This is a genomic window from Afifella sp. YEN Y35 (assembly GCF_047553465.1).
In the GTDB taxonomy this organism is placed as follows: domain Bacteria; phylum Pseudomonadota; class Alphaproteobacteria; order Rhizobiales; family Afifellaceae; genus Afifella; species Afifella aestuarii.
In genome coordinates, this window is record NZ_CP180203.1 from 3,027,982 (window position 1) to 3,048,863 (window position 20,882).

The window sequence follows — 20,882 nt, forward strand, 5'->3', positions numbered from 1 at the left end:
AGAAGCAGGCGCGGGGTTGCAACGGTGCGCGTCGTTAACGACGCAGAATGATCCAGACGGCGTGGATGATGCCCGGCACATAGCCGAAAATCGTCAGAAGAATGTTCAGCCAAAAATGCAGACCGAGCCCGACCTGAAGAAACACGCCGAGCGGCGGCAGGATGATCGCCAGAAGAATGCGGACGATGTCGCCGCTCGTTGCTGTCGAGCGGTCGACCGGATGACCGTGATGGCGGTCGGCTTCATAAGACATGGAATTCTCCTTGTTCGCTGCCGCCTCAACTCTTGACACGGTGAAGTGTTCCGCATCCGCGCCGCAAGATCGCGCCCGGATTGCAACGAAAGCGCGCTAAGCTCGTCATCACCCCGACGAACGACGAACAGCCGGTGAATTCCATGACCGACGACGATCCCCGCCTCATGCCTTTGAACGGCAAGACCCCTCAGGAGGGTCAGTTCGTGCTCTATTGGATGGACCGGGCGCAGCGCGTGCGTCTCAACCACGCGCTCTCTTTCGCCGCCGGGCAGGCGAACCGGCACGAATGCCCGCTCCTTGTCGTCATGCGCCTCGGGGGTGAGGAGCCGTCGATCACCCGCAGGCAGGCGAAGTTCATAGCCGAAGGCCTTCAGGAACTCGCGGACGAGCTTTCCCACATGGGGGCCGGATTTCTTGTTCTGGCGGAGGCAGACGACACGGCCTTTCGTGGGCTTCTCGAGCGTGCGGTCATTGCCGTCACCGATGTCGGCCATCTCCGCCATCACCGGCAGCGCCGCGCCTGGCTCGGCGACAACGCCCCCTGTCAGGCGATTGCCGTCGAAACCGATCTCGTCGTGCCGGTCGGAGCGGCCTCCGACAAGGCCGAGTACGCCGCGCGCACCATCCGCCCGAAGATCAATCGGCAGCTTGAGCGTTTTCTCGTCGATCAGACAGATGAGCGGCCGCAAAAGAGCTTTTCCAGCATCGCGCTTCCGGCGGGCCTTGCCCCTCACGATTGGAAAAAGCTCGCCGCAGTCTGCGGTGAGCGCGGGCCCGAGCCGGTCGACTGGATCGCGGGAGGTCACAACGAGGCGAAGCGGCGTCTTGCAAGTTTTCTCGCCAACGATCTTCCCCGCTATGATGGCGAACGCAGCGATCCCACGAAATGCCGTGTCTCGCATCTCTCGCCCTATCTGCGCTTTGGCCAGATCTCGCCCATCGAGATCGCGCTCAAGGCGCGGGCCGCAAAGGCGGAAGCCGCCGGATTTCTGGAAGAGCTCATCGTACGCCGGGAGCTCGCAGCCAATTGGTGCCATTACCGCGACGATTACGATCGCTACGAAGCCCTTCCCGACTGGGCGCGCACGACGTTCGAACGCCATTCGGACGACAAGCGCGATCCAGGCTATACGGCCGCAGAGATCGAGGCGGGCGACACCTCAGACGAGGCCTTCAATGCCGCGATGCGAGAGATGAAGGCGACCGGCTATCTCCACAACCATCTCAGAATGTACTGGGCGAAGCAGATCCTGCGCTGGGCCTCCAGCCCGCAATATGCGCTTGAAACCATCATCGCCTTGAACAACCGGTATTTTCTCGACGGCGGCGATCCAAACTCTTTCGCCAACACTCTTTGGGCGTTTGGGCTCCACGACCGGCCTTTCCAGGAAAACGCCGTCTACGGAACCGTGCGCCCGATGACGCAAAGCGGCCTACGCCGCAAATTCGATGTCGATGCGTATGTGAAGAACGCGCCCTGAGGTCCGGCCTTCTCTCCGCCCGGTCGTGCGCCATGGTCGAGGCCCATGTTCATCTTTTGTTTGCAGACGCGATGGCGCTTGCTATCTTTGCCTCATGCCGCGCATCGCCATCCGCACCGTTCTCGTCGAGACCGACAGCCAGCCCGCCCTCATCGACGGCCGTCAGTCAGCGGCGGCGCTTGCCATCCGCCGCGGCACGTGCCGCCGGCTTCGGGCTGAAGGCTATGCGCTTTTGCCGGAAGTCTCGCTTTCGAGCGGACGCCGCGCCGACCTCGTGGCCCTTGGCGGCAAGGGCGAGATCGTCATCGTGGAGATCAAGTCGTCGCTCGCCGATTTCATGGCCGACCATAAATGGCGTGACTACTTTGGCTATTGCGACCGGTTTTATTTTGCGACGTCCGCGGACGTGCCGCTCGACGTCTTTCCGCAAGACGCCGGCCTCATCCTCGCCGATGCCTTCGGCGCCGAAATCCTACGCGACAGCGACGAGACGCGTCTCGCGGGCGCCCGGCGCAAGGAAATGCTGGTGCGGATCGCACGTGCAGGCGCCAACCGCCTGCACGATCTGGAGGATCCGGATGGCACGCGCGAGTGATCGCGCGCGTTCATCCAGGTCAGATGCGTCCCGAGAGGCCAGAGTTTCGGCCAGGGACGGACGGCTCAGCGCGGGGCGCGCTTTGCCAGAATGCGCTGCAGAGTGCGGCGATGCATGTTGAGGCGCCGTGCCGTCTCCGAGACATTGCGATCGCAGAGCTCGTAGACGCGCTGGATATGCTCCCAACGGACGCGGTCGGCCGACATCGGGTTTTCCGGCGGGTCCGCCCGGTCTTCCGGGTTGCGGATGAGCGAGGCAAAGATGTCGTCGGCATCGGCTGGCTTCGACAGATAGTCGATCGCCCCCATCTTCACCGCCGTCACCGCAGTCGCGATATTGCCGTAGCCGGTCAGGATCACGGCGCGGGCGTCCGGCCGCTTCTCGCGCAAGAGCTCGATCACATCGAGGCCATTGCCATCTTCCAGACGCATGTCGACAACCGCGAAGGCTGGCGGCTTGCTCGCCACCTGCTGCTTGGCGTCACGCACGCAGTCGGCGGTAACGATATCAAAGCCACGCTTTTCCATGGCACGCGCAAGACGCTGCAAGAAGGCGCGGTCGTCATCCACGATCAGCAGGGAGGAATCGGCAAGGCCGAGTTCCGAAACGGTTTCACTGTTCATCCCAGAAACGCCTGATTTAACTCGTTGCTCCACTATCTGTGCTAATGCCTCAGCACAGGGTTTGCAAACCCGATCGTCAAATTGATTTTACACCTCATAGTGTAAATCCGACCCGTCACCGCTCGCCAATGCCGGCGACTGGCGTCGCCAGCCGATCGTGACGATCGCGCCCGTCTCCGGGGTTGGTCGGTTTTTGAGCGACAGTCTGGCACCGCTCCGCTCCAGGAGCGTCTTGGCAATAAAGAAGCCGAGACCCAGTCCGCCCCCGGAATTCTCACGTTCCGTGGGGCTCGTCTTGAAGCGGGTCGAGACATAGGGCTCTCCGAGACGCTCGATCATCTCCGGCGCGAAGCCGGGACCGTCATCGGAAATGGCGATGAGGACGAAGCGATCGTCCCAGCTCGCGGAGACGAGAACCTCGCTCTTGGCAAAATCGAGAGCGTTTTCCAGAATGTTGCCAAGGCCATAGAGAATACCAGGGTTGCGATGAAAGATGGGCTCCGGACCCTTCCCATCGCTCTCCACCATCAGCTTGATGCCAAAATCGCGATGCGGTGCCGTCGCCTCTTCGAGAAGGCGCGGCAGAGCGAGACGTCCAAGATGCTCCTCCGGCTCGGAGGAGAGCGAGGTGAGCTTGGAGAGGATCTCGCGACAGCGCGCGGTCTGAGAGGCGAGGAGCTTCAGATCTTCCGAAGAGGGATCTTCGGCATCGACCTCACTCAGCATCTCCTTGACCACGAGCGTGATCGTCCCAAGCGGTGTGCCGAGTTCGTGGGCGGCCGCGGCCGCAAGTCCATCGAGCGCCGACAGATGCTGTTCGCGCTGCATGACGAGCTCGGTGGCGGCGAGCGCATCGGCAAGCTGGCGCGCCTCCTCGGCGACGCGGAAGGCGAAGAAGCCCATAAAGACGAGCGAGCAGACGACCGCCGCCCACATGCCGCCGACGTAGAGCAGCGGCAGGTTCAGGGGCGGGCCGGACCAGGGAAGCGGCTCGTGGAAAAACACGAGATAACTCGCGCTGATGAAAGCCAGACCGCCCAAGAACAAGGTCTTGTCCGGCGGCATCGTCGTCGCCGAGACGAGCGCCGGGAAAATGATCAAAAAGGCGAAGGGATTTTCCATCCCTCCCGTCAAGTACAAGAGCCCGGCAAGCTGTACGATGTCATAGGTGAGAAGCACCGTCGCCCAGTTCGGATGCAGGCGCCGTGTTGCCGGAAACGTCAGTCTGAGACCGATATTGACCCAGGCCGACAACGCGATCAGCGCGAAGCAGGCTCCGAAGGGGACCGGGAATCCGAGGACGAAGCCGATCAGCACCACGGCGGCCGTTTGCCCGGCGATGGCAAGCCATCGCAGGCGCGTCAGGGTGCTCAACCTGAGGCGTCGGCTCGAAAAGGCCCGCTCCATTCCAACTTCGCGGGTCAGTTTGCTCGATGGGTCGCTGAAAGGCATGCGTCCTCTTAGCGAAACTGCACACGATTGGAATATGCAGCAGGCTAAATTTCGCCAATTTCGCGCTCTCCAGCAGCGTTGCCGCACCACAAAGCGTTACTGCCGCGTAAAGACTTCGTTGGCGCGAAAATATCTATCTCGGTTTTCTGCTTATTTGAGCGGTGCGAGCGATTTTCTCACGGACCGTTTTCTGACGCAGGCCGTTCTCTCACGCGGTCCGTCGCGACCAGGACGGCTTTGAGTTTTGGCAAAGCCGGCGAGGATGGCCTTGCGCCGCAGGCATGCTATAGGCGGCGCGACAGAACGGGAGAGGCCAGTGACACAGCTGAGAACCGTCGTGGCGGGTGCCAGCGGGCGCATGGGACGCGCTCTCGTCGCCGCCGTCACAGCACATGACGATTTGCGCCTCGTGGGCGCGCTGGAGCGGGAAGGGTCCGAGGCAATCGGCCAGGACGCCGGACTCGTGGCCGGCATCAAGGAGACGGGCATCGCCATTTCCGACGATCCGCTTTCCGTCCTCGCACAGTCTGACGTGCTGATCGATTTCACGGGGCGCTCCGCCAGCCTCGCCTTGAGCGAGCTCGCAGCCCAGGCGCGCATCGTCCATGTCATCGGCTCGACGGGCTTTCAGCCGGAGGACGAGCAGATCTTCCGCGCCGCCTCCCGCCATTGCCGCATCGTCAAATCCGGAAATATGAGCCTCGGCGTCAATCTCGTGGCCGGGCTCGTGCGCCGGGCCGCGGCGGCTCTCGGGCCGGAGTTCGATATCGAGATCGTCGAAATGCATCATCGCCACAAGGTCGATGCGCCGTCCGGCACGGCACTTCTCCTCGGGGAAGCGGCGGCCGAGGGGCGCGACGTCGATCTCGACACCGTCGCCGTGCGCGGGCGCGACGGTGAGACCGGGGAGCGGCCTGAAGGTGCCATCGGCTTTGCAAGTCTCAGGGGCGGCTCGGTCGTCGGCGATCATATGGTGGTGCTCGCCGGCGAGGGCGAGCGCATCGAGATCGGCCACCGCGCCGAGACCCGCCTCATCTTCACCCGCGGGGCGCTGCGTGCCGCCTTGTGGGCCTTCGACAAGAAGCCCGGCCTCTACGACATGGCCGACGTTCTCGGGCTGCACTGAAACCATTTGCCTAATTGAGGGAGACAATATGGATCGCCTTCTCGTTCTCGTCCGCCATGGACAGTCGGAATGGAATCTCAAGAACCTCTTCACCGGCTGGAAAGACCCCGGCCTCACGGAGAAGGGAATCGAAGAAGCCCGCAAGGGCGGCCGGCTTCTCAAGGAAGCGGGCCTCAGCTTCGACCTCACCTATACGAGCGCGCTGACGCGGGCCCAGAAGACGCTCGATCTCATCCTGGAAGAGCTCGGTGTGCCGCTTACCGGCGAAGGTTCTCTGCCGCGCCAGCAGGATCTCGCTCTCAACGAGCGCGATTACGGCGATCTCTCCGGCCTGAACAAGGACGATGCGCGCCAGAAATGGGGCGAGGAGCAGGTGCATATCTGGCGCCGCTCCTACGACACGGCGCCTCCGGGAGGTGAAAGCCTGAAGGACACCGGCGCCCGCGTCTGGCCCTATTACATGACCCACATCCTGCCCGACGTGATGAACGGCAAGCGAGTTCTGGTGTCAGCCCACGGCAATTCGCTGCGGGCGCTCATCATGGTGCTCGACCGGCTGTCGCCGGACGCCGTCACCAAACTCGAGCTCGCCACCGGCGTGCCGCTCGTCTACCGGCTCAACGCCGATACCACCGTCGCCGAAAAGGTCATCTTGCAGTGACCGATGCCCCGTCGATCGATCCTGCGCTCAGGCTCGGTTCGCGGGCCCATCTGCCGGACGATCTCCTCGCCCTCCTGCGGAAATATCCGCGGGAGGTGTGGCCGGAGCACGAGAATCTGGGCGAGCTCGCAAAATTCTGGCTCGCCCGCCACGACATGTTCCGCGAGCTCTGTGCCATCCTCGCCAAATCGGCGGAGGATCTCCGGGAGGGGCGTATCGACCCTGCCGAATTCCGCGGCTTCTTCGCCCCGCGCATGCGTTTCTTTCTGCACCAGCTGAACGGGCATCACCAAATCGAGGACCACGCCTATTTCCCCGCCTTCATGGCGGCGGAGGCGAGCCTCACCCGCGGCTTCGAAATCCTGGAAAACGACCACGAGATCATTCATCGCGATCTCGTCCGGATGGGCGAAGCGGGACAGGCGCTCGTTGAAAGCCTGAGCCGGGACCGGGACGCGCAGATGCGCAGCGCCGAAACCATGAGTGGCGAACTGACCGGGTTTTTAACCGGCCTTCACCGCCATCTCGCCGACGAGGAGGACATCATCGTCCCGCTCATCCTCGATCGCACGGAAGAAAAGCTCGGCGTGAAGTAGACCCGCTTCGCATCTTCGGGCGATCGTCATGGCTATGGAGACGCTGCGAACCTTCCCGCGCTGTGGATCCGGTCACTCAGTCGCGGATGCGCCTGGTGAGTGACCGGATTAAAAAGAGGCGCTGCGGGGCTGGTTGCGAGCCGCACATGCGGGGCCGGCGCCACGCATGTAGTGCTTTTCAGGCCGGTAGGCGGCGGAAAAGAAAGCGCGGGTGCTGTCACCCAGGCGGCGAACCCATTTTCTGAACAGCAGCATGGTCTTAACTCTCCCGTCCGACCGGACCTCAAGCGCGGGCGGAGCCTCTCGGATATGGCTCAAGCGATAGCGCCGAATATCTAAACAGAAGATGACCTGGGGCTTGCGCCCGATGAATTCTTACCAATTCGATTAAACTGTTGTGCCGCGGCAACAGGTAGCAGAGGCGTCGGGCCCGCTCGCGTGGCGGACCCTGACGGCTCTCTTTTTCACAAGGCGCGCAGTCAGCCCGCTTTGCCGATTGTCTCGAGTTCCTCAAGCGCATCCGGCGGCAGATCGAGCTCGGCGGCCGCCAGGTTCTGCTCGAGATGATCGGGCGAGGACGTGCCGGGGATGAGCAGGATATTGGGCGAACGTTGCAGGAGCCAGGCGAGCGCCACCTGCATCAGCGTTGCGCCGAGGCGTTCGGCGACCGCACTCAACGACGAGGATTGCAGCGGCGTGAACCCGCCGAGCGGGAAGAACGGCACATAGGGAATGCCGTCCTTCGCCAGTTCGTCGATCAGTTCGTCATCGGAACGGTGAGCGAGATTGTAGAGGTTCTGCACGCAGACGATTTCCGCGATCTTGCGTCCCTCCGCGACCTGCGTCGGCGTGGCGTTGCTCAGTCCGATGTGACGGACGAGCCCCTCTTCCTGCATCTTTGCAAGAACCGTGAGCGCCGGCTCCACCGATCCTTCGGCCGGTCCCTCGGCGAACATCAGCCGGAGATTGACGACCTCGAGCCGTTCCAGCCCGAGATGTGTGAGGTTGTCGTGGACGGCCTGGCGCAGCTCCTCGGGCGAGAAGGCCGGCAGCCAATTGCCCTTGTCGTCGCGGCGCGCACCGATCTTCGTGACGATGACGAGATCGTCCGGATAGGGGTGGAGCGCCTCGCGGAGGATCTCATTCGTGACATGCGGTCCGTAAAAATCGCTGGTGTCGATGTGGTCGACCCCCGCCTCCACCGCCCGGCGCAGCACCGCAATCGCGGCATCGCGGTCCTTAGGTGGGCCGAAAACGCCGGGGCCAGCAAGCTGCATGGCGCCGTAACCGAGACGTTTGACCCTGTGGCTGCCGAGCTTGAATGTGCCGGCCTTGTCGATGTTGGGCATGAAACGAAATCCTCTCCGCAAGCGCTTGGCGCGAGACATAGCGCCGTGGGCGACAAAGTGCAGTGCGGAAAGTGCGGATCTTCAGCGTCCGCCGAGCCGGTTCGGCTCAGGCGTTGCCGATCAGAATGCCCGCGGCAAAGACGAGAGAGCCACCCAAGATCACCTGCATGGCAGCCCGCCAGAAGGGCGTGTCCATCCAGCGCTGCTGGATCCAGGCGATCGCCCACAATTCCGCGATCACGATCGCAAAAGCGAGCGTCGTCGCCGTCCAGAAATGCGGGATGAGGTAAGGAAGCGCATGGCCGAGCCCGCCGATCGCCGTCATCACGCCCGACGAAATGCCCCGCTTCAGCGGGGATCCCCGACCGGTCAGCGCGCCGTCGTCGCTCGCCGCTTCGGTAAAGCCCATCGAGATGCCGGCGCCGATCGCAGCGGCAAGACCGACGAGAAAGGTCTGCGAGGTGTCATGGGTGGCAAAGGCGGCGGCAAAGATCGGCGCGAGCGTCGAGACCGAGCCGTCCATCAGCCCGGCAAGACCCGGCTGCACATAGGTCAGGAGAAAACGGCGATGGGCCGCCCGGTCTTCTTCGGAGCGCGCCTCGGCCGGCAGATATTCCGCCTCCAACCGCTCTGCGGTGGCGATGTGGTGGCCTTCGGCGACGGCAAGATCTCCGAGGAGCTTGCGCGTCTCCGCATGGGCCGTGCGCACAGCCGCCTTCTGATAGAAATTGCGCGCTTCCTCTTCCATCGCAGCCGCTTCGCTGCGGATCCGGTCGAGACTCAAATTGGCGACGAGCCAGACCGGTCGCCGGCGCATGAAGCCCGCCACATGCTCGCGGCGGATGAGGGGGATCGTGTCCCCGAACGCCGCCCGGAAATGATCGATGAGCAGGCGCCTGTGGCCGTCCTCTTCCTTGCTCATCGCAGCAAACATCGCCGCCGTCCGCGGAAATTCGTCTTTCAGACGTTCCGCATAGGTGCTGTAGATCTGGCTGTCCTCCTCCTCGGCAGAGATGGCGAGGGCCAGTATCTCCTTCTCTCCCAGCTCGGAGAAGCGAAGGCGGCGCTGCATATTGATCAGCATGGGGATCCTTTCATCCTCTCCATGGCGCGCAATCGTCGCAGGCGCAAGGGCGCCAGTCGCCGCAAGTTCAAGAGCCTCTTGACCAAGCCGGTCCGGATACTTCTTGTTGGCAGGGCATGACGCAGCAAGCTGATACCTTTCTGGAGCGCACGGGGCACGTCCTCGCAGGCTGGCTGCGCACCGAAACGCGCGACTACGAACCCTTCGCGCCCTTCGACGCCGCGGCGCTGCGCAAAGTCTTGAAACCCGGCGACATCATCCTCGTCGAAGGGCGAGAGTATATTTCCCAGGTCATCAAATACCTGACGACTTCGACCTGGTCGCATTCCGCCCTTTATGTCGGCGATATCCCCGGCAAAACGGAAGTGGACGGCGAACCGCACTGCCTCATCGAGGTCGATGTCGGAGAAGGTTGCATCTCCCTGCCCTTGTCGCGCTACGACACCTACAACATTCGCATCTGCCGACCGGTCGGGCTCTCATCCGCCGATCGCGAGGAGGTGACGCGCTTCATGATTTCGAAGATCGGCCTCTCCTACGACATGAAGAACATCTTCGACCTGTTGCGCTATTTCTTTCCCCTGCCGCTGCCGGCGAGATGGCGGCGCCGGGCGATCGCCTTCGGATCGGGCGATCCGACGCGCGCAATCTGTTCCTCGCTGATCGCGGAGGCCTATCAGCGTGTGCATTATCCCATCCTGCCGATCATCCGCACGGAAGAGAGGCACCGCTGGGGCATGGGCGCGAGGCGGCGCGAGATCTATTTCATCCGCCATCATTCGCTGTTCGCACCACGCGATTTCGACCTCTCCCCCTATTTCGCCATCGTCAAGCCGACGCTCGAAAGAGGCTTCAAATACAAGAAGATCGTCTGGGGCGAGGGCGACCCGCCTCCGCAGGAGCACGAGGTGGTGACGGCGACGGAGAAGGCCGTCGAAGAGGCCACGGCGCAGGGCTAGAGCGCGTCATCGCGTGACGACGGCATTCTGCCATAGCGCCATCATCCCTTTCAGGATGCGAGTTTCTGGCGCTGCATGCGGCGGCGATTGACGGATGAGGGAATCCCCATCGCCTCGCGGTATTTGGCAACCGTGCGGCGGGCGATGACGATGCCCTCGTCTTTCAGGACCGCCACGATCTGATCGTCGGAAAGGACGCGATCGCCCTCGCCCGCGACGAGGACGCGAATGCGCTGGCGCACCGCCTCGGCAGAATGGGAATCGCCGCCATCCGTCGCAGCAAGTGCGACGGAGAAGAAGGCCTTGAGCGGAAAGATGCCGCGCGGCGTCGCCATCGCCTTGTTGGCCACGGCGCGGCTCACCGTCGATTCGTGCATGCCGATCTCGTCGGCCACCATGCGCAGCGTCAAAGGCTTCAGATAGGCCGCGCCGTCATGCAGAAAACGATCCTGCCAGCGCACGATTTCCGCCGATACGGCGAGCAGCGTGCGGGCGCGCTGATCGAGGCTCTTTTCGAGCCAGGTCGCCTTCTGCAGGCATTCGGAGAGAAACTTTTCCGTCGCCTGGTCGCGGCGGCGACCTTTGACTTCCGTATGGTAGCGGCGATCGATGAGAAGCCGCGGCAGAACCGCATCGTTGAGATCGATCAGCCAGGCGCCCTCCGGTCCCGGCCTGACGACGATGTCCGGCACCAGAAGCGCCACGGGCTCGCTCAGATAGCGCAGGCCCGGTTTCGGATCGAGCGCCCTCACCTCGGCGATCATCTCGATCATGTCTTCCATATCGACGCCGCAGGCGTTGCACAAAGCGGCTCGGCTGCCCGAGGCGAGGAGCTCCAGATTGTCGATGAGCGCGGCCATGGCCGGGTCGCAACGATCGAATTCGGCCAACTGGATCTTCAGGCATTCCTTGAGCGAACGGGCGAAGACGCCGGCCGGCTCGAATCCCTGGCAGCGAGAGAGAACGCGCAGCACGTCTTCCAAGGCCACGTCGAGGTTCGCCGCGAGCATCTCGGGCTCGGCACGCAGATACCCGGCCTCGTCGATCTCACCCAGGAGCGTGAGCGCGATCATGCGCTCCGCGGCGTCGGAGAAGGCCGCATCGATCTGCTGCTCGAGAACCGCAAGAAGCGTGGGCGTGGACGCGGCGTAGCTGTCTTCGTCCGGGAATTCGGAGGCGTCGCTTCTGCCGGCACGGCCGAAATCACTCGACCCGGAAAGACTGCGATCATCGTCTGGGTAAAGATCTTCGCGGGCGACGTCGGCGTCGCTGACGGACGCGGCGGCCGTCTCTGCAGTGAGCTCGCCGCCCGCATTCTCCGCGGCGGACGCCTCTTGCGTTTCCGCAGCGCCCTCGGATGCGCCATCTCCCGCATCGGTACTCCCCTCACCGCTCTCGTCACGCGAAAGCAGCGGGTTTTCCTCGATCTCGCGGTCGATGAAGTCTTCGAGCTCCGGCGCCGACATCTGCAGGAGCCGGATCGCCTGCATGAGCTGCGGCGTGATGACCAGTGACTGCGACTGCCTGAGCTGAAGTCTCGCCGACATGTTCATCGTTGACGCCCCACGCCTTGGGGCCAGACGCCAACACCCTGCCGATGACCTTCAAATGACCTTCAGAGGAGGCAGCTGGCCCGTTCCTTGCAAGGAAAGCTTAACCGGCTTTTGGAGCGTGTCAAAGCCGGAAGTGCTCGCCCAGGTAAACGCGTCGCACCTCTGGATTGGCCACGATCGCGTCGGGGCTTCCTTCCGTCAAAACCTCGCCGGAATGGATGATATAGGCGCGGTCGATGAGCCCCAGCGTCTCACGCACATTGTGGTCGGTGATGAGCACGCCGATGCCGCGCGAGGTGAGATGGCGCACCAGCGACTGAATGTCGCCGACCGCGATCGGATCGATGCCGGCGAAGGGTTCATCCAGCAGCATGAAGGCCGGACGGCTCGCCAGCGCGCGCGCAATCTCGCAGCGTCGGCGTTCGCCACCGGAGAGCGCGATCGCGGGCGATTTGCGCAGATGCCCGATATGGAACTCTTCGAGCAGGGAATCGAGCTCCTGCCGCCGCTTCTTGCGGTTGGGCTCGACCAGTTCGAGGATGGCAAGGATATTGTCTTCCACGCTGAGGCCACGGAAGATCGACGCTTCCTGAGGCAGATAGCCGATGCCCAGGCGCGCGCGCCGATACATCGGCAGGCGCGTCACGTCGTAACCCTCGAGTTCGATGCGGCCGCCTTCCGCACGGATCAGGCCGGTGATCATATAAAAGACCGTCGTCTTGCCGGCACCGTTCGGCCCGAGGAGCCCGACGGCTTCTCCCTGGCGCACGGCGAGAGACACGTCCTTCACGACCGTGCGCCCCTTGAACGATCGCCTGAGCCCGCTCGCAACGAGCCAGCCGCTGCGATCGAGGGTCTCGGAGCCTCCGGTTTCCTCGCCGGCCATACCGGTGTCGCTGTCGAAATCGTTTTCTTCTGCGGTCGAGGCAGCCCCGTCGTCCGGGAGGGAGGACTCGCGCGACAGGCCCGAAAGACCTCGTCGCGAGCCCCCCTCAGCCTCGGTTTCGGCGGGGGCGCCATTCGCGGCGCGGCGCATCAGCATTGCTCCGTTACTGTCCGCTTTGACCGGAAGAACCCGGCGCGAGGATTGTCTGCACGCGCCCGCCCTGCATCTGCGCCTGCTTGGTCTTCAAATTGACGACGAGCTTTTCCCCGCGCAGCACGTTGTCGTCCTCCGTCAGGACGACATTGCCGTAGAGCGTGACCATGTCGGTCGCCATTTCGAAGTCCGCCCGGTCGCCCGTCGCGGTACGATTGTCGGAGGTGACGAGGACGCCGCCTTCCGCCTCGATCCGGGTGATGGAAGAGCCCGGCGTTGCGGAGGCGTTCGAGGCGGCCTTGCCGCCGTTTCCGCCACTCTCCCCTTTGTTCGCTCCGTTACCCCCGCCGCCATTGAGGCTTTCGCTGGGATTGCCGGAGTAATGGACCGTCAGTTTGGCCGTCTCCAGCACGGTTTCGGCCTGGCGCACTTTCACATTGCCGCTGTAGATCGCGACCTTGTCATTGTCGCGCACCTCCAGACGATCGGCTTCCACCAAAATCGGATCGTTGGAGCTCGAGGAGAAACCGGAAAACGTTTCCCCGAAATCCTGCGCCTGCGCCGTCGCCGCCAAGGGCAGCACACACAACGCGGCGAGAAGCGCCATAAGCCGCAAAGACATCAGCAAAGACCTCAATTGACGGCCGCCGCTTGGCCACGTTTCGGCGGCATGATGCGCGTGCGCACATCACCTTGGATAATGATGCGCTGACCGCCGTCGGTGGCGTCGATCGAATTCCCGGTGGTTTCACTGTCGTGATAGGTGATCGAGACGGGGTTGTCGGATTTGAGCGTGCCGCTCTTGGTGTCGATCTGTGCGCCGGTCAGCGTCAGACCGTAACCGTCGGCGGAATCGACGACAATGTTGCCGCCCATCTGCAGATCGCCCTTGGCATTGTCGAAATCCGCCGTGACGGCGTCGATCGCCACCGGTCCGCGGCCGGGCGAATTGATGTGCGCAGTGATGTTTTCCAGCGTCACGGCGTCGGGCGAGGTAAATTTCTGGATGGCACGATCGGCTTCCAGACGGAATTCGCGATCGTAGCGATCGAAGCCCGTGAGCTTCGGATTGTCCATGATGATGGCGTTCTTGGCGATCGTCGTCTTGGCGATCGAGAGGTCGAACTGCTCGTCGCTCGAAAACTGCCCGACCAGCGCAAGGACTGCGATGCCTGCAACACCGCCTGCCGGCAGAAAGACGCGCAGAAACCGCACGAAGGCCGAATGACGCTTCGCCTTGCGGAAAGCCTTGTCGCGCGCAGAAAGCCGGGCACGCCCGAAAATCTGCGGCTGCGCCGTCGCGGTTGCTGTCGCAGCTGCCATCAACTCACCTTCTGGTGTCGGGGTCGCCACACTTCATGCCGTCCAACATGGTGATTTTTGGGCGGACGCCAACCTTTAGGCATGCGCGAAGATATCCGAATCCTCCCAGCCGAGCAAATCGAGCTCGGCGCGCACAGGCACGAAGCGGAAGCAGGCTTCGGCGAGCTCCAAGCGATGCTCGCGGGTCAGCCTTTCGACGAGAACCTCGCGCATGGCGTGGAGATGGAGAACGTCGGCGGCCGCATATTGCAGCTGCGCTTCACTCAGCGTGTCGGCCCCCCAATCGGAGCTCTGCTGCTGCTTCGACAATTCGAGACCGAGGAGCTCGCGCGCCAGATCCTTGAGACCATGGCGGTCGGTGTAGGTGCGTACGAGTTTGGAGGCGATCTTCGTGCACCAGATCGGGGTCGTGATCACGCCGAAGGCGTAGCGCAAGGCCGCCACATCGAAGCGGGCGTAATGAAAGATCTTGGTGCGCTCCGGATCGGCCATCAGTGCCGTCAGGTTCGGCGCCTCGTCCTGCCCTTGCGCGATGCGCAACACATCGGCGGTGCCGTCGCCCGGCGAAAGCTGCACGACACAGAGCCGGTCGCGGCCTGGCCGCAGCCCCATCGTCTCGGTGTCGATCGCGACGAATTCGCCGTAATTGGAAAGATCCGGCAGATCGCCTTCGTGAAAGCGGATGGTCATGTCTTAGCCTCTTCGTTGGCAAAGCTCCTGACATGATCTGCGCCCCCCGACAATGGGTGACGGTCGCGTCGCCCGCCCGGGCGGCGCCCGGAACGGACGCCACAAAACAGCCCACTCCTTCTGCCCTACTCTCCATTGCCGTTCTGCTGGCATCATGGTCCCGGCGGATTTTTCCCGCGCCTTGATGCTTTTCAGCGCGGCTCCTGCCATCGTCATTGCAGACGATCTGAAATCAGCGAGGCCGGCCGGCGCAGGAAGCCGATTGCAGGAAGAGGGGGCTCACAGCCGCGGCCCTCTCCTGCACCCGACCGACCCTTGCTCTTGCCCTCCGACCCTCTCAACAACTCTTGAAAGGCATCGTGTATGACTTCGACCGAATGGAAAACGCGCCAAGGCTCCTGTCGCTGCGGCAGGTTGCGCTTCGAAATCACTTCACCCCCGCTCGTCACGGCAGCGTGCCATTGCAAGGGATGCCAGCGGATGAGTGCGAGCGCTTTTTCCCTGAGCGTGGCGGTGCCCGGAGGCGGATTCCGACTTCTCTCTGGCGAACCGGTCATCGGCGGCGCGCAGGAAATGGAAGGGCTCATCCATTCATTCTGCGGTCACTGCATGAGCTGGGTGTTCACGCGCTTTCCCGACGTGATGGGCGACGTCGTCAACGTTCGCAGCACGATGCTCGAGGACACCAGCGATCTGGAACCCTTTATTGAAACCTGCACGGCCGAAAAGCTCGACTGGGTCACAACGCCAGCAAAGCACAGCTTCGCCCATTTCCCGTCGCCCGAGGAGTTTCCGGCGCTGATCGACGAGTTCAGCAGGCGCTGAGCATCTCTCCCACCGATCGCAGAAACGTTCGGTTGAAAAAGCCTCAGCCGCGGGCCTTGGCGAACGCCTCCAGCAGCGCCTTTTCGTCCATCACGCCCGGATAAAGCGTCGTCTCGGCGACGAAGGCCGGGGTGCCCGGAAAGCCAAAAGCTTCGGCCTGATGCGAATTGCGCATGATGAGCGCGTCGATCTCGCCTTTGCGGTCACGGTAAGCACTGCGGAGCGCATCCACATCGAGCCCGGCTTTCTCAAGCGTCGTCTCGACCGCCTGCCGGGTGAGTGCGCCCTTCGTGTTCAAAAGCGCTTCCTGGGCATGGGCGTATCCGCCGCTCGGCACGGCCGCGAGAACGAGATGCGACGCATAGACGGAGGCCTCGCCGAAGATCGGCCAGTCCTTCATGACGAGACGCACCTTGCCGTCCTTTTCGACCGCCCGCATCACCTCGTCATGACTGCCTTTGCAGGCCGGGCATTGGTAGTCGAAGTACTCGACCAGCGTCACATCGCCATCTGAATTGCCCCGCACCGGAGCGGTCGGATCGGAGAGAACCTCCTCGACTGTCAGTCCCGTCTGCGCCCGCGCGACGCCCGGAAGCAGGGCAAAGCCGGCCGCGCCCGCGGCCAGCGTCATGAAATGGCGGCGATCCAGCATGTCAGCTCAGCCCTCCGGTCGAAGCCGCGCCCGTCAGGGGTCCGGCAGCCATGGGGCCATCCGGCACCGTGCCCTGACCGGATTGCGAACGATCCAGCACGACGACGCGCGACCCCGGGGGGACGCGGCTGGCGAGATCGATGATGTCCTGGTTGAACAGCCGGATGCAACCGGAGGAAACGGCCTTGCCGATCGACCAGGGCTCGTTCGTCCCATGAATGCGGTAGAGCGTATCGCGACCGTTCTTATAAAGGTAAAGCGCCCGCGCCCCGAGCGGATTGGAAATGCCGCCGTCGAGACCGTCGGCGACCTTGCCGTATCTCTCAGGCTCGCGCTTGATCATCGCCTGTGTCGGCGTCCAGCGCGGCCATTCCGCCTTGCGGGCGATTTCCGCCTTGCCGGCAAATTCCATGCCCGAGCGGGCGACGCCGACGCCGTAGCGCATGGCCTTGCCGTTCTCCATCACGAGATAGAGGAAGCGCTCGTAAGGATCGACGACGATGGTGCCGGCCGGATAAGGCGAATTGTAATCGACGATCTGGCGCAGATAGCGCGGATCGACTTTCGACACGTCGATGCCCTGGACGTTCCAGCCGTCATCCTGAACCGGCCCATACATGCGAACATAACTCGGATCCACGCGCGGCCCTTCAGGCTGAACGGGGCGGGTCGTCGTGCAAGCGGCCAACGCCAAGGCAAGCGCAGCAGCGGCCGGAAGCCGCACGGCCACCCCGCGGCTTTTCTCAAACATCCAGTGCGGCAATTCTTTCTCCTTCTTGCGCCTTCGGCCGGCAGGGCCCCGCTTTCAAAAAAACGGAGCAGGCCGTGGTGGCCGGCGGGCCGCGCGCCCCGCGCGGATGGCCACCGTTTCAAGGCGAAGATGTGACCAAACCGGCATTTGTCGAGAGAGATCACATTCTTATCACTGCAAGTAAGAGTGAGCGAGGCGGGTGTGCAACACTTGCCGCCCCGTTCAGCGGCTCGTTCAGCGCCCGGCGAGGCGACCTTCCGTCCGCGCCAGATGGCTCGTCTGATGTTCAGCCTTCATGTCGAGGGCGCGACGCAGGGCGATCGCGATCGCACTTTCGATCGGGAGCCAGGCGAGCGCATAGGCCCAGACGCCAAGCGCATAGGTCCAGCCGATCGGCGCAACGAAGATGCCGTAGACGGCGACGAGCGTTCCGAGGATCTGCGTGGCCTCCGTCGTCAGGAACAGCCTGAGGCTCGGGAAAGGCCTCGACCAGAACCAGCGCTGGTTGCGCGTGACGTAGAGCGTCAGGTGGCCGGCGACGAGAAGCTTCAGGAAGATCACCGTCTGGATGACCTCGCGCGGCAGATGCATGACGGTGTCGACGTACCAGAAGAGCAGGAAGGTTTCGGCCACGCCCAGAAGACCGAGGCAGCTCGCGATGGTGAGGACACGCGGCATGTTCCAGCGCACCGGCTTTTCGGCGACATTGGCGTTGTCGTAGGCGATCATCATGATCGGGAAGTCGTTGAGGACCGCCAGAAGCACGATCATGACGGCCGTCACCGGATAAAAATCGAAGATCAGGATCGACAGGCTCATGAACAAGAGAACCCGGATCGTCTCGGCGATGCGGAAGGTGGCGTAGCTCGTCATGCGTTCGAAGATGCGTCGGGCCTCCTCGATCGCCGAGGCGATGACGCCAAGCCCGGAGCTCGTCAGCACGACATCGGCGGCGGCACGCGCCGCATCCGTCGCCCCGCTCACCGCGATGCCGGCGTCGGCCTGCTTCAAGGCGGGGGCATCGTTCACGCCGTCCCCCGTCATCGCCACGATGTGACCGCGATCCTGCAAGGCGCGCACGATCTTGAACTTGTGCTCGGGCAGGACGCGCGCGACGCCATCGGCCTGTTCGATGCGGTCGCCGACCTCGCCATCACTGCCGTCGGCGAAGACGGCGTCGGCCGAGCGGATGTTGCGGCGGAGCCCGAGCTTGCCCGCGATCTGGCGGGCGATCGCCTCGTGATCGCCAGTGATCATCTTGACGGCAAGGCCCATCCGCCCGGTCTCGGCGATGGTCGCGGCCGCATCCTCACGCGGCGGATCGAAAATCGAGACGAGACCGAGGAACTGCCAGGCATCGCCCTCGCGGCGCGCCACGCCGAGGGCGCGGTAGCCCTCTTCGGCGAGGCGGGCGACCTCCGCCTCGATGCGCGCCCGGCTCTCCGCAGGTGGTGCAGCGAGATCGAGGATGACCTGGGGCGCGCCTTTGGAGAAGGCGACTTTTCGATCGCCTAAGGTCGTCTCCACCATGGTGCGCTTCGACACCGGGTCGAAGGGCGTGAAATCACCGGTCACATAGCCCGCATCGGCAGGCGCTCCTTCGGCGGCGAGCACCGCCTTGTCGATCGGATCGGGGTCGTTGGCATTGCTTGCGAGCTGCGCGGCAAGGACGACGTCGGCCGCCTCCACCCCCTGTTCGGGGAGGATGTCGGCGACGGTGAGCGCGTTCATCGTCAAGGTGCCGGTCTTGTCGACGCACAGGACATCGACGCCGGCCAATTCCTCGATCGCGACGAGGCGCGAGACGATCGCCTTCATGCGGGCGAGCTTTTCCGCACCGACCGCCATCGTCACCGACAGGACCGTCGGCAGAGCGACCGGGATCGCCGCCACCGTCAGAATGAGCGAGAATTGCACGGTTTCCCAGAAGGGCGTGCCGCGGAAGACGGCCACGAGCACGATGATGGCGACAAGGGCGAGCGTCGTCAGAATGAGGAAATTGCCGATGGAGAGCACGGCGCGCTGAAAGTGCGAGCGCGTCTCGGCGGAGGCGACGAGCTGCGCCGTCTTGCCAAAATACGTGTTCATGCCGGTCGCGGTTACGACGCCGGTCATCTCACCGAGTTTCACGACGGAGCCGGAATAGGCGGTGTCGCCCGCGGCCTTGTCGACGGGCAGGGATTCACCCGTCAGGGCCGCCTCGTCGGCGCTCAGATAATCGCCGGCGACGAGCCGGATGTCGGCGGGCGTGACATTGCCGATGCGCAAAAGCACGATATCGCCCGGCACCAGATCCTTCGCGGGCAGCGTCTGCCAGGTGCCGTCACGCAAGACGCGGGCAGTGAGTGCCAGGCTCTCCTTCAAAAGCTCGATAGCGTTGCCGGCCTTGCGCTCCTGCCAGAAATCCACGGCCGCGTTGACGAGAAGCATGGTGACGATGATGGCGAAATCGGCCCAGTCACCGAGCGCTGCGGAGAGGATCGCCGCCGCCTCGATCATCCACGGGATCGGCGCCCAGAAATAGCGCATGAGACGCTGGAGAGAGCTCGTCTTCTCTTCGCTGATGGCGTTTTCGCCGAACTTCGCCAGCCGCTCCTGGGCCGTCTCGCTCGTCAGGCCGGTTTTGAGATCGGTCTCCGGCAGGGGCGCCTCAGCCGGCGTCGCACCCTCCGGCAATTCTTGAGGGGGCTGTTCTTCTGGGGGCTGTGGGGCCGTTTTATCGTTCATATCTTCGATCCTCCGCCAGATCACGAGCAGGGGAACAGCGCTGCGCGCCCCGCCGTATCCGCGTCATCTCCTGTGATGAAGGATCCTCCTTAACGTCTCACTGCACCGACCCGCCGAAGGTGAATTCGGCGATCGCCGGTGGTGCGGCTTATGCTGCCGCAGCGTCACCAACGCCTCAGAAAAGGCGATCTTGTGGAGACAAAATTAAGTTCGCGAAAGATTTGGCCGAGAGGGCATCGCCTCCGCGCGGAGCACGGGCTGGTGGCCGGGCTTCGTCCCCTCACCAGACCGGCGGCGTGGTGACCCAAAGGATGCGCGTCCTCGCCTCCGCGAGGTTGCGGAAGCGGTGCGGCAGTCGGCTTTCGAAGGCGAAGGAATCGCCCTCCTTCAAACGGTAGACGCTGCCGTCGACGAAGAGCTCCAGGCGGCCTTCGAGTACGACGCCCGTCTCTTCGCCATCGTGGCTGTAGGCTTCCTCGCCCGAGCCGCCGCCAGGCTCCAGGACGATCTCCATCATCTGGAGCGTACCTTCTTCGTTCGTCGTCAGGAAGGATTTGATCATGCCCTTGGCGCCGAAATCCACCTGCCGGCGTTCAGCCGCACGAACGATGCGCCGGGCTTCGAGTTCGGACTTCGCCTCCATGTCGCCGAAGAGCGTGAAGACCGGCATGTCGAGCACGTTGCAAATCGCCCTCAGCGCCCGCACGGAAGGCGAAGAAATGCCCCGCTCGATCTGACTCAAGAGACCGACCGAGATTCCGGCGCCGTCGGCGACCTGCTTCAGCGAAAGACCGCGGCCGCGGCGGGCTTCGCGGACCGCCGAGCCGAGCGAACGGTCCTCTTCCCCCGGCTCGTTGTCGAGTTCCTGGACGGCCAGGGCTTCGCGCGGGTTCGAACCCATCATCCGTGCGCTCTCTTTTTCATCACCATGAACACAATATGGGATTTCTGCTTTCTGGGAAACCGTTCGGCAGCGAGCTTCGCCATTCCAACTCCGCGAAGCCAAGGAACACGCCGACCTCTGCCACAAAATCATTCAGTTCGCGGGTTTGCGCGTTTATCGAATTTCATGATAATGAACGTATGCGTGTTTTCCTGACGCGTCCGATCGCCAAGCCTCGCTCAGTTGCGGCGCTTTTA

21 protein-coding genes are annotated in these 20,882 nt (G+C 63.4%); 7 read left to right on the top strand and 14 right to left on the bottom strand.

Annotated features, from left to right (window positions below):
• Positions 1 to 34 precede the first annotated feature (34 nt).
• Positions 35 to 253, bottom strand: a complete 219-nt coding sequence (locus ACK8CP_RS14470; protein WP_128291899.1) for a YqaE/Pmp3 family membrane protein — start codon at positions 251 to 253, stop codon at positions 35 to 37.
• Between the two features lie 80 nt (positions 254 to 333).
• On the opposite strand from ACK8CP_RS14470, the gene ACK8CP_RS14475 reads away from it, so the two are divergent.
• Both ACK8CP_RS14475 and ACK8CP_RS14480 read left to right on the top strand, forming a co-directional pair.
• Complete coding sequence (locus tag ACK8CP_RS14475; protein ID WP_414832286.1) at positions 334 to 1,737, top strand: deoxyribodipyrimidine photo-lyase; 1,404 nt, start codon at positions 334 to 336, stop codon at positions 1,735 to 1,737.
• Between the two features lie 94 nt (positions 1,738 to 1,831).
• Positions 1,832 to 2,332, top strand: a complete 501-nt coding sequence (locus ACK8CP_RS14480; protein WP_414832287.1) for an MmcB family DNA repair protein — start codon at positions 1,832 to 1,834, stop codon at positions 2,330 to 2,332.
• A 65-nt stretch (positions 2,333 to 2,397) separates the two neighbouring features.
• On the opposite strand, the gene ACK8CP_RS14485 is transcribed toward ACK8CP_RS14480, so the two are convergent.
• On the bottom strand, positions 2,398 to 2,955 hold the full coding sequence (locus ACK8CP_RS14485; RefSeq protein ID WP_234629890.1) for an ActR/PrrA/RegA family redox response regulator transcription factor: 558 nt from the start codon (positions 2,953 to 2,955) through the stop codon (positions 2,398 to 2,400).
• An 87-nt stretch (positions 2,956 to 3,042) separates the two neighbouring features.
• Complete coding sequence (locus tag ACK8CP_RS14490) at positions 3,043 to 4,362, bottom strand: ActS/PrrB/RegB family redox-sensitive histidine kinase (RefSeq protein WP_234630364.1); 1,320 nt, start codon at positions 4,360 to 4,362, stop codon at positions 3,043 to 3,045.
• A gap of 370 nt (positions 4,363 to 4,732) precedes the next feature.
• Between ACK8CP_RS14490 and dapB the strand changes: the two genes are divergently transcribed.
• From dapB to ACK8CP_RS14505, 3 genes are read left to right on the top strand one after another with little or no spacing between them, the layout of a single operon-like run.
• Positions 4,733 to 5,533 carry a 4-hydroxy-tetrahydrodipicolinate reductase gene (gene dapB, locus ACK8CP_RS14495; RefSeq protein ID WP_414834272.1) on the top strand — a complete coding sequence of 267 codons (801 nt, stop codon included), beginning with the start codon at positions 4,733 to 4,735 and terminating at the stop codon, positions 5,531 to 5,533.
• 28 nt (positions 5,534 to 5,561) lie between these two features.
• Positions 5,562 to 6,194 carry a 2,3-bisphosphoglycerate-dependent phosphoglycerate mutase gene (locus tag ACK8CP_RS14500; protein WP_234629891.1) on the top strand — a complete coding sequence of 211 codons (633 nt, stop codon included), beginning with the start codon at positions 5,562 to 5,564 and terminating at the stop codon, positions 6,192 to 6,194.
• Entirely contained in the window at positions 6,191 to 6,790 is a 600-nt protein-coding gene (locus ACK8CP_RS14505) for a hemerythrin domain-containing protein (protein WP_414832288.1), read from the top strand. The genes ACK8CP_RS14500 and ACK8CP_RS14505 overlap by 4 nt, the downstream gene beginning before the upstream one ends.
• Positions 6,791 to 7,269: 479 nt before the next feature.
• Here ACK8CP_RS14505 and ACK8CP_RS14510 read toward each other — a convergent pair whose 3' ends face one another.
• The gene (locus ACK8CP_RS14510) at positions 7,270 to 8,139 is read right to left on the bottom strand and encodes an aldo/keto reductase family oxidoreductase (RefSeq protein WP_414832289.1); all 870 of its coding nucleotides are present in this window, start codon (positions 8,137 to 8,139) and stop codon (positions 7,270 to 7,272) included.
• A gap of 106 nt (positions 8,140 to 8,245) precedes the next feature.
• Positions 8,246 to 9,223, bottom strand: coding sequence for an iron exporter MbfA (mbfA, locus tag ACK8CP_RS14515; protein WP_414832290.1), 978 nt, complete (start codon positions 9,221 to 9,223; stop codon positions 8,246 to 8,248).
• Positions 9,224 to 9,339: 116 nt separating this feature from the next.
• Between mbfA and ACK8CP_RS14520 the strand changes: the two genes are divergently transcribed.
• Positions 9,340 to 10,182: a lipo-like protein gene (locus tag ACK8CP_RS14520; protein WP_414832291.1), complete on the top strand. Its 843-nt coding sequence runs from the start codon at positions 9,340 to 9,342 to the stop codon at positions 10,180 to 10,182.
• A gap of 50 nt (positions 10,183 to 10,232) precedes the next feature.
• Here the strand turns inward: ACK8CP_RS14520 and rpoN are convergent, their stop codons facing one another.
• The 5 genes from rpoN to ACK8CP_RS14545 form a co-directional block, all read right to left on the bottom strand.
• Positions 10,233 to 11,729 (bottom strand): RNA polymerase factor sigma-54, encoded by a 1,497-nt coding sequence (gene rpoN / locus ACK8CP_RS14525; RefSeq protein WP_414832292.1) that lies wholly within the window; start codon positions 11,727 to 11,729, stop codon positions 10,233 to 10,235.
• Between the two features lie 127 nt (positions 11,730 to 11,856).
• Positions 11,857 to 12,771, bottom strand: a complete 915-nt coding sequence (gene lptB / locus ACK8CP_RS14530; protein WP_414832293.1) for an LPS export ABC transporter ATP-binding protein — start codon at positions 12,769 to 12,771, stop codon at positions 11,857 to 11,859.
• A 13-nt stretch (positions 12,772 to 12,784) separates the two neighbouring features.
• Positions 12,785 to 13,396: an LptA/OstA family protein gene (locus tag ACK8CP_RS14535; RefSeq protein ID WP_414832294.1), complete on the bottom strand. Its 612-nt coding sequence runs from the start codon at positions 13,394 to 13,396 to the stop codon at positions 12,785 to 12,787.
• An 11-nt stretch (positions 13,397 to 13,407) separates the two neighbouring features.
• Positions 13,408 to 14,097 carry an LPS export ABC transporter periplasmic protein LptC gene (gene lptC, locus ACK8CP_RS14540; protein WP_414832295.1) on the bottom strand — a complete coding sequence of 230 codons (690 nt, stop codon included), beginning with the start codon at positions 14,095 to 14,097 and terminating at the stop codon, positions 13,408 to 13,410.
• Positions 14,098 to 14,172: 75 nt separating this feature from the next.
• Positions 14,173 to 14,787, bottom strand: a complete 615-nt coding sequence (locus ACK8CP_RS14545) for a ribonuclease D (protein ID WP_414832296.1) — start codon at positions 14,785 to 14,787, stop codon at positions 14,173 to 14,175.
• A 480-nt stretch (positions 14,788 to 15,267) separates the two neighbouring features.
• Between ACK8CP_RS14545 and ACK8CP_RS14550 the strand changes: the two genes are divergently transcribed.
• Positions 15,268 to 15,612 carry a GFA family protein gene (locus tag ACK8CP_RS14550; RefSeq protein WP_414832297.1) on the top strand — a complete coding sequence of 115 codons (345 nt, stop codon included), beginning with the start codon at positions 15,268 to 15,270 and terminating at the stop codon, positions 15,610 to 15,612.
• Between the two features lie 43 nt (positions 15,613 to 15,655).
• On the opposite strand, the gene ACK8CP_RS14555 is transcribed toward ACK8CP_RS14550, so the two are convergent.
• The 4 genes from ACK8CP_RS14555 to ACK8CP_RS14570 form a co-directional block, all read right to left on the bottom strand.
• Entirely contained in the window at positions 15,656 to 16,264 is a 609-nt protein-coding gene (locus ACK8CP_RS14555) for a DsbA family protein (RefSeq protein ID WP_414832298.1), read from the bottom strand.
• 1 nt (position 16,265) lies between these two features.
• On the bottom strand, positions 16,266 to 17,015 hold the full coding sequence (locus ACK8CP_RS14560; protein WP_234630367.1) for a L,D-transpeptidase: 750 nt from the start codon (positions 17,013 to 17,015) through the stop codon (positions 16,266 to 16,268).
• A 234-nt stretch (positions 17,016 to 17,249) separates the two neighbouring features.
• Positions 17,250 to 19,742, bottom strand: a complete 2,493-nt coding sequence (locus tag ACK8CP_RS14565) for a plasma-membrane proton-efflux P-type ATPase (RefSeq protein WP_414832299.1) — start codon at positions 19,740 to 19,742, stop codon at positions 17,250 to 17,252.
• A 280-nt stretch (positions 19,743 to 20,022) separates the two neighbouring features.
• Positions 20,023 to 20,646, bottom strand: a complete 624-nt coding sequence (locus ACK8CP_RS14570; RefSeq protein WP_414832300.1) for a cupin domain-containing protein — start codon at positions 20,644 to 20,646, stop codon at positions 20,023 to 20,025.
• Positions 20,647 to 20,882: the final 236 nt, after the last annotated feature.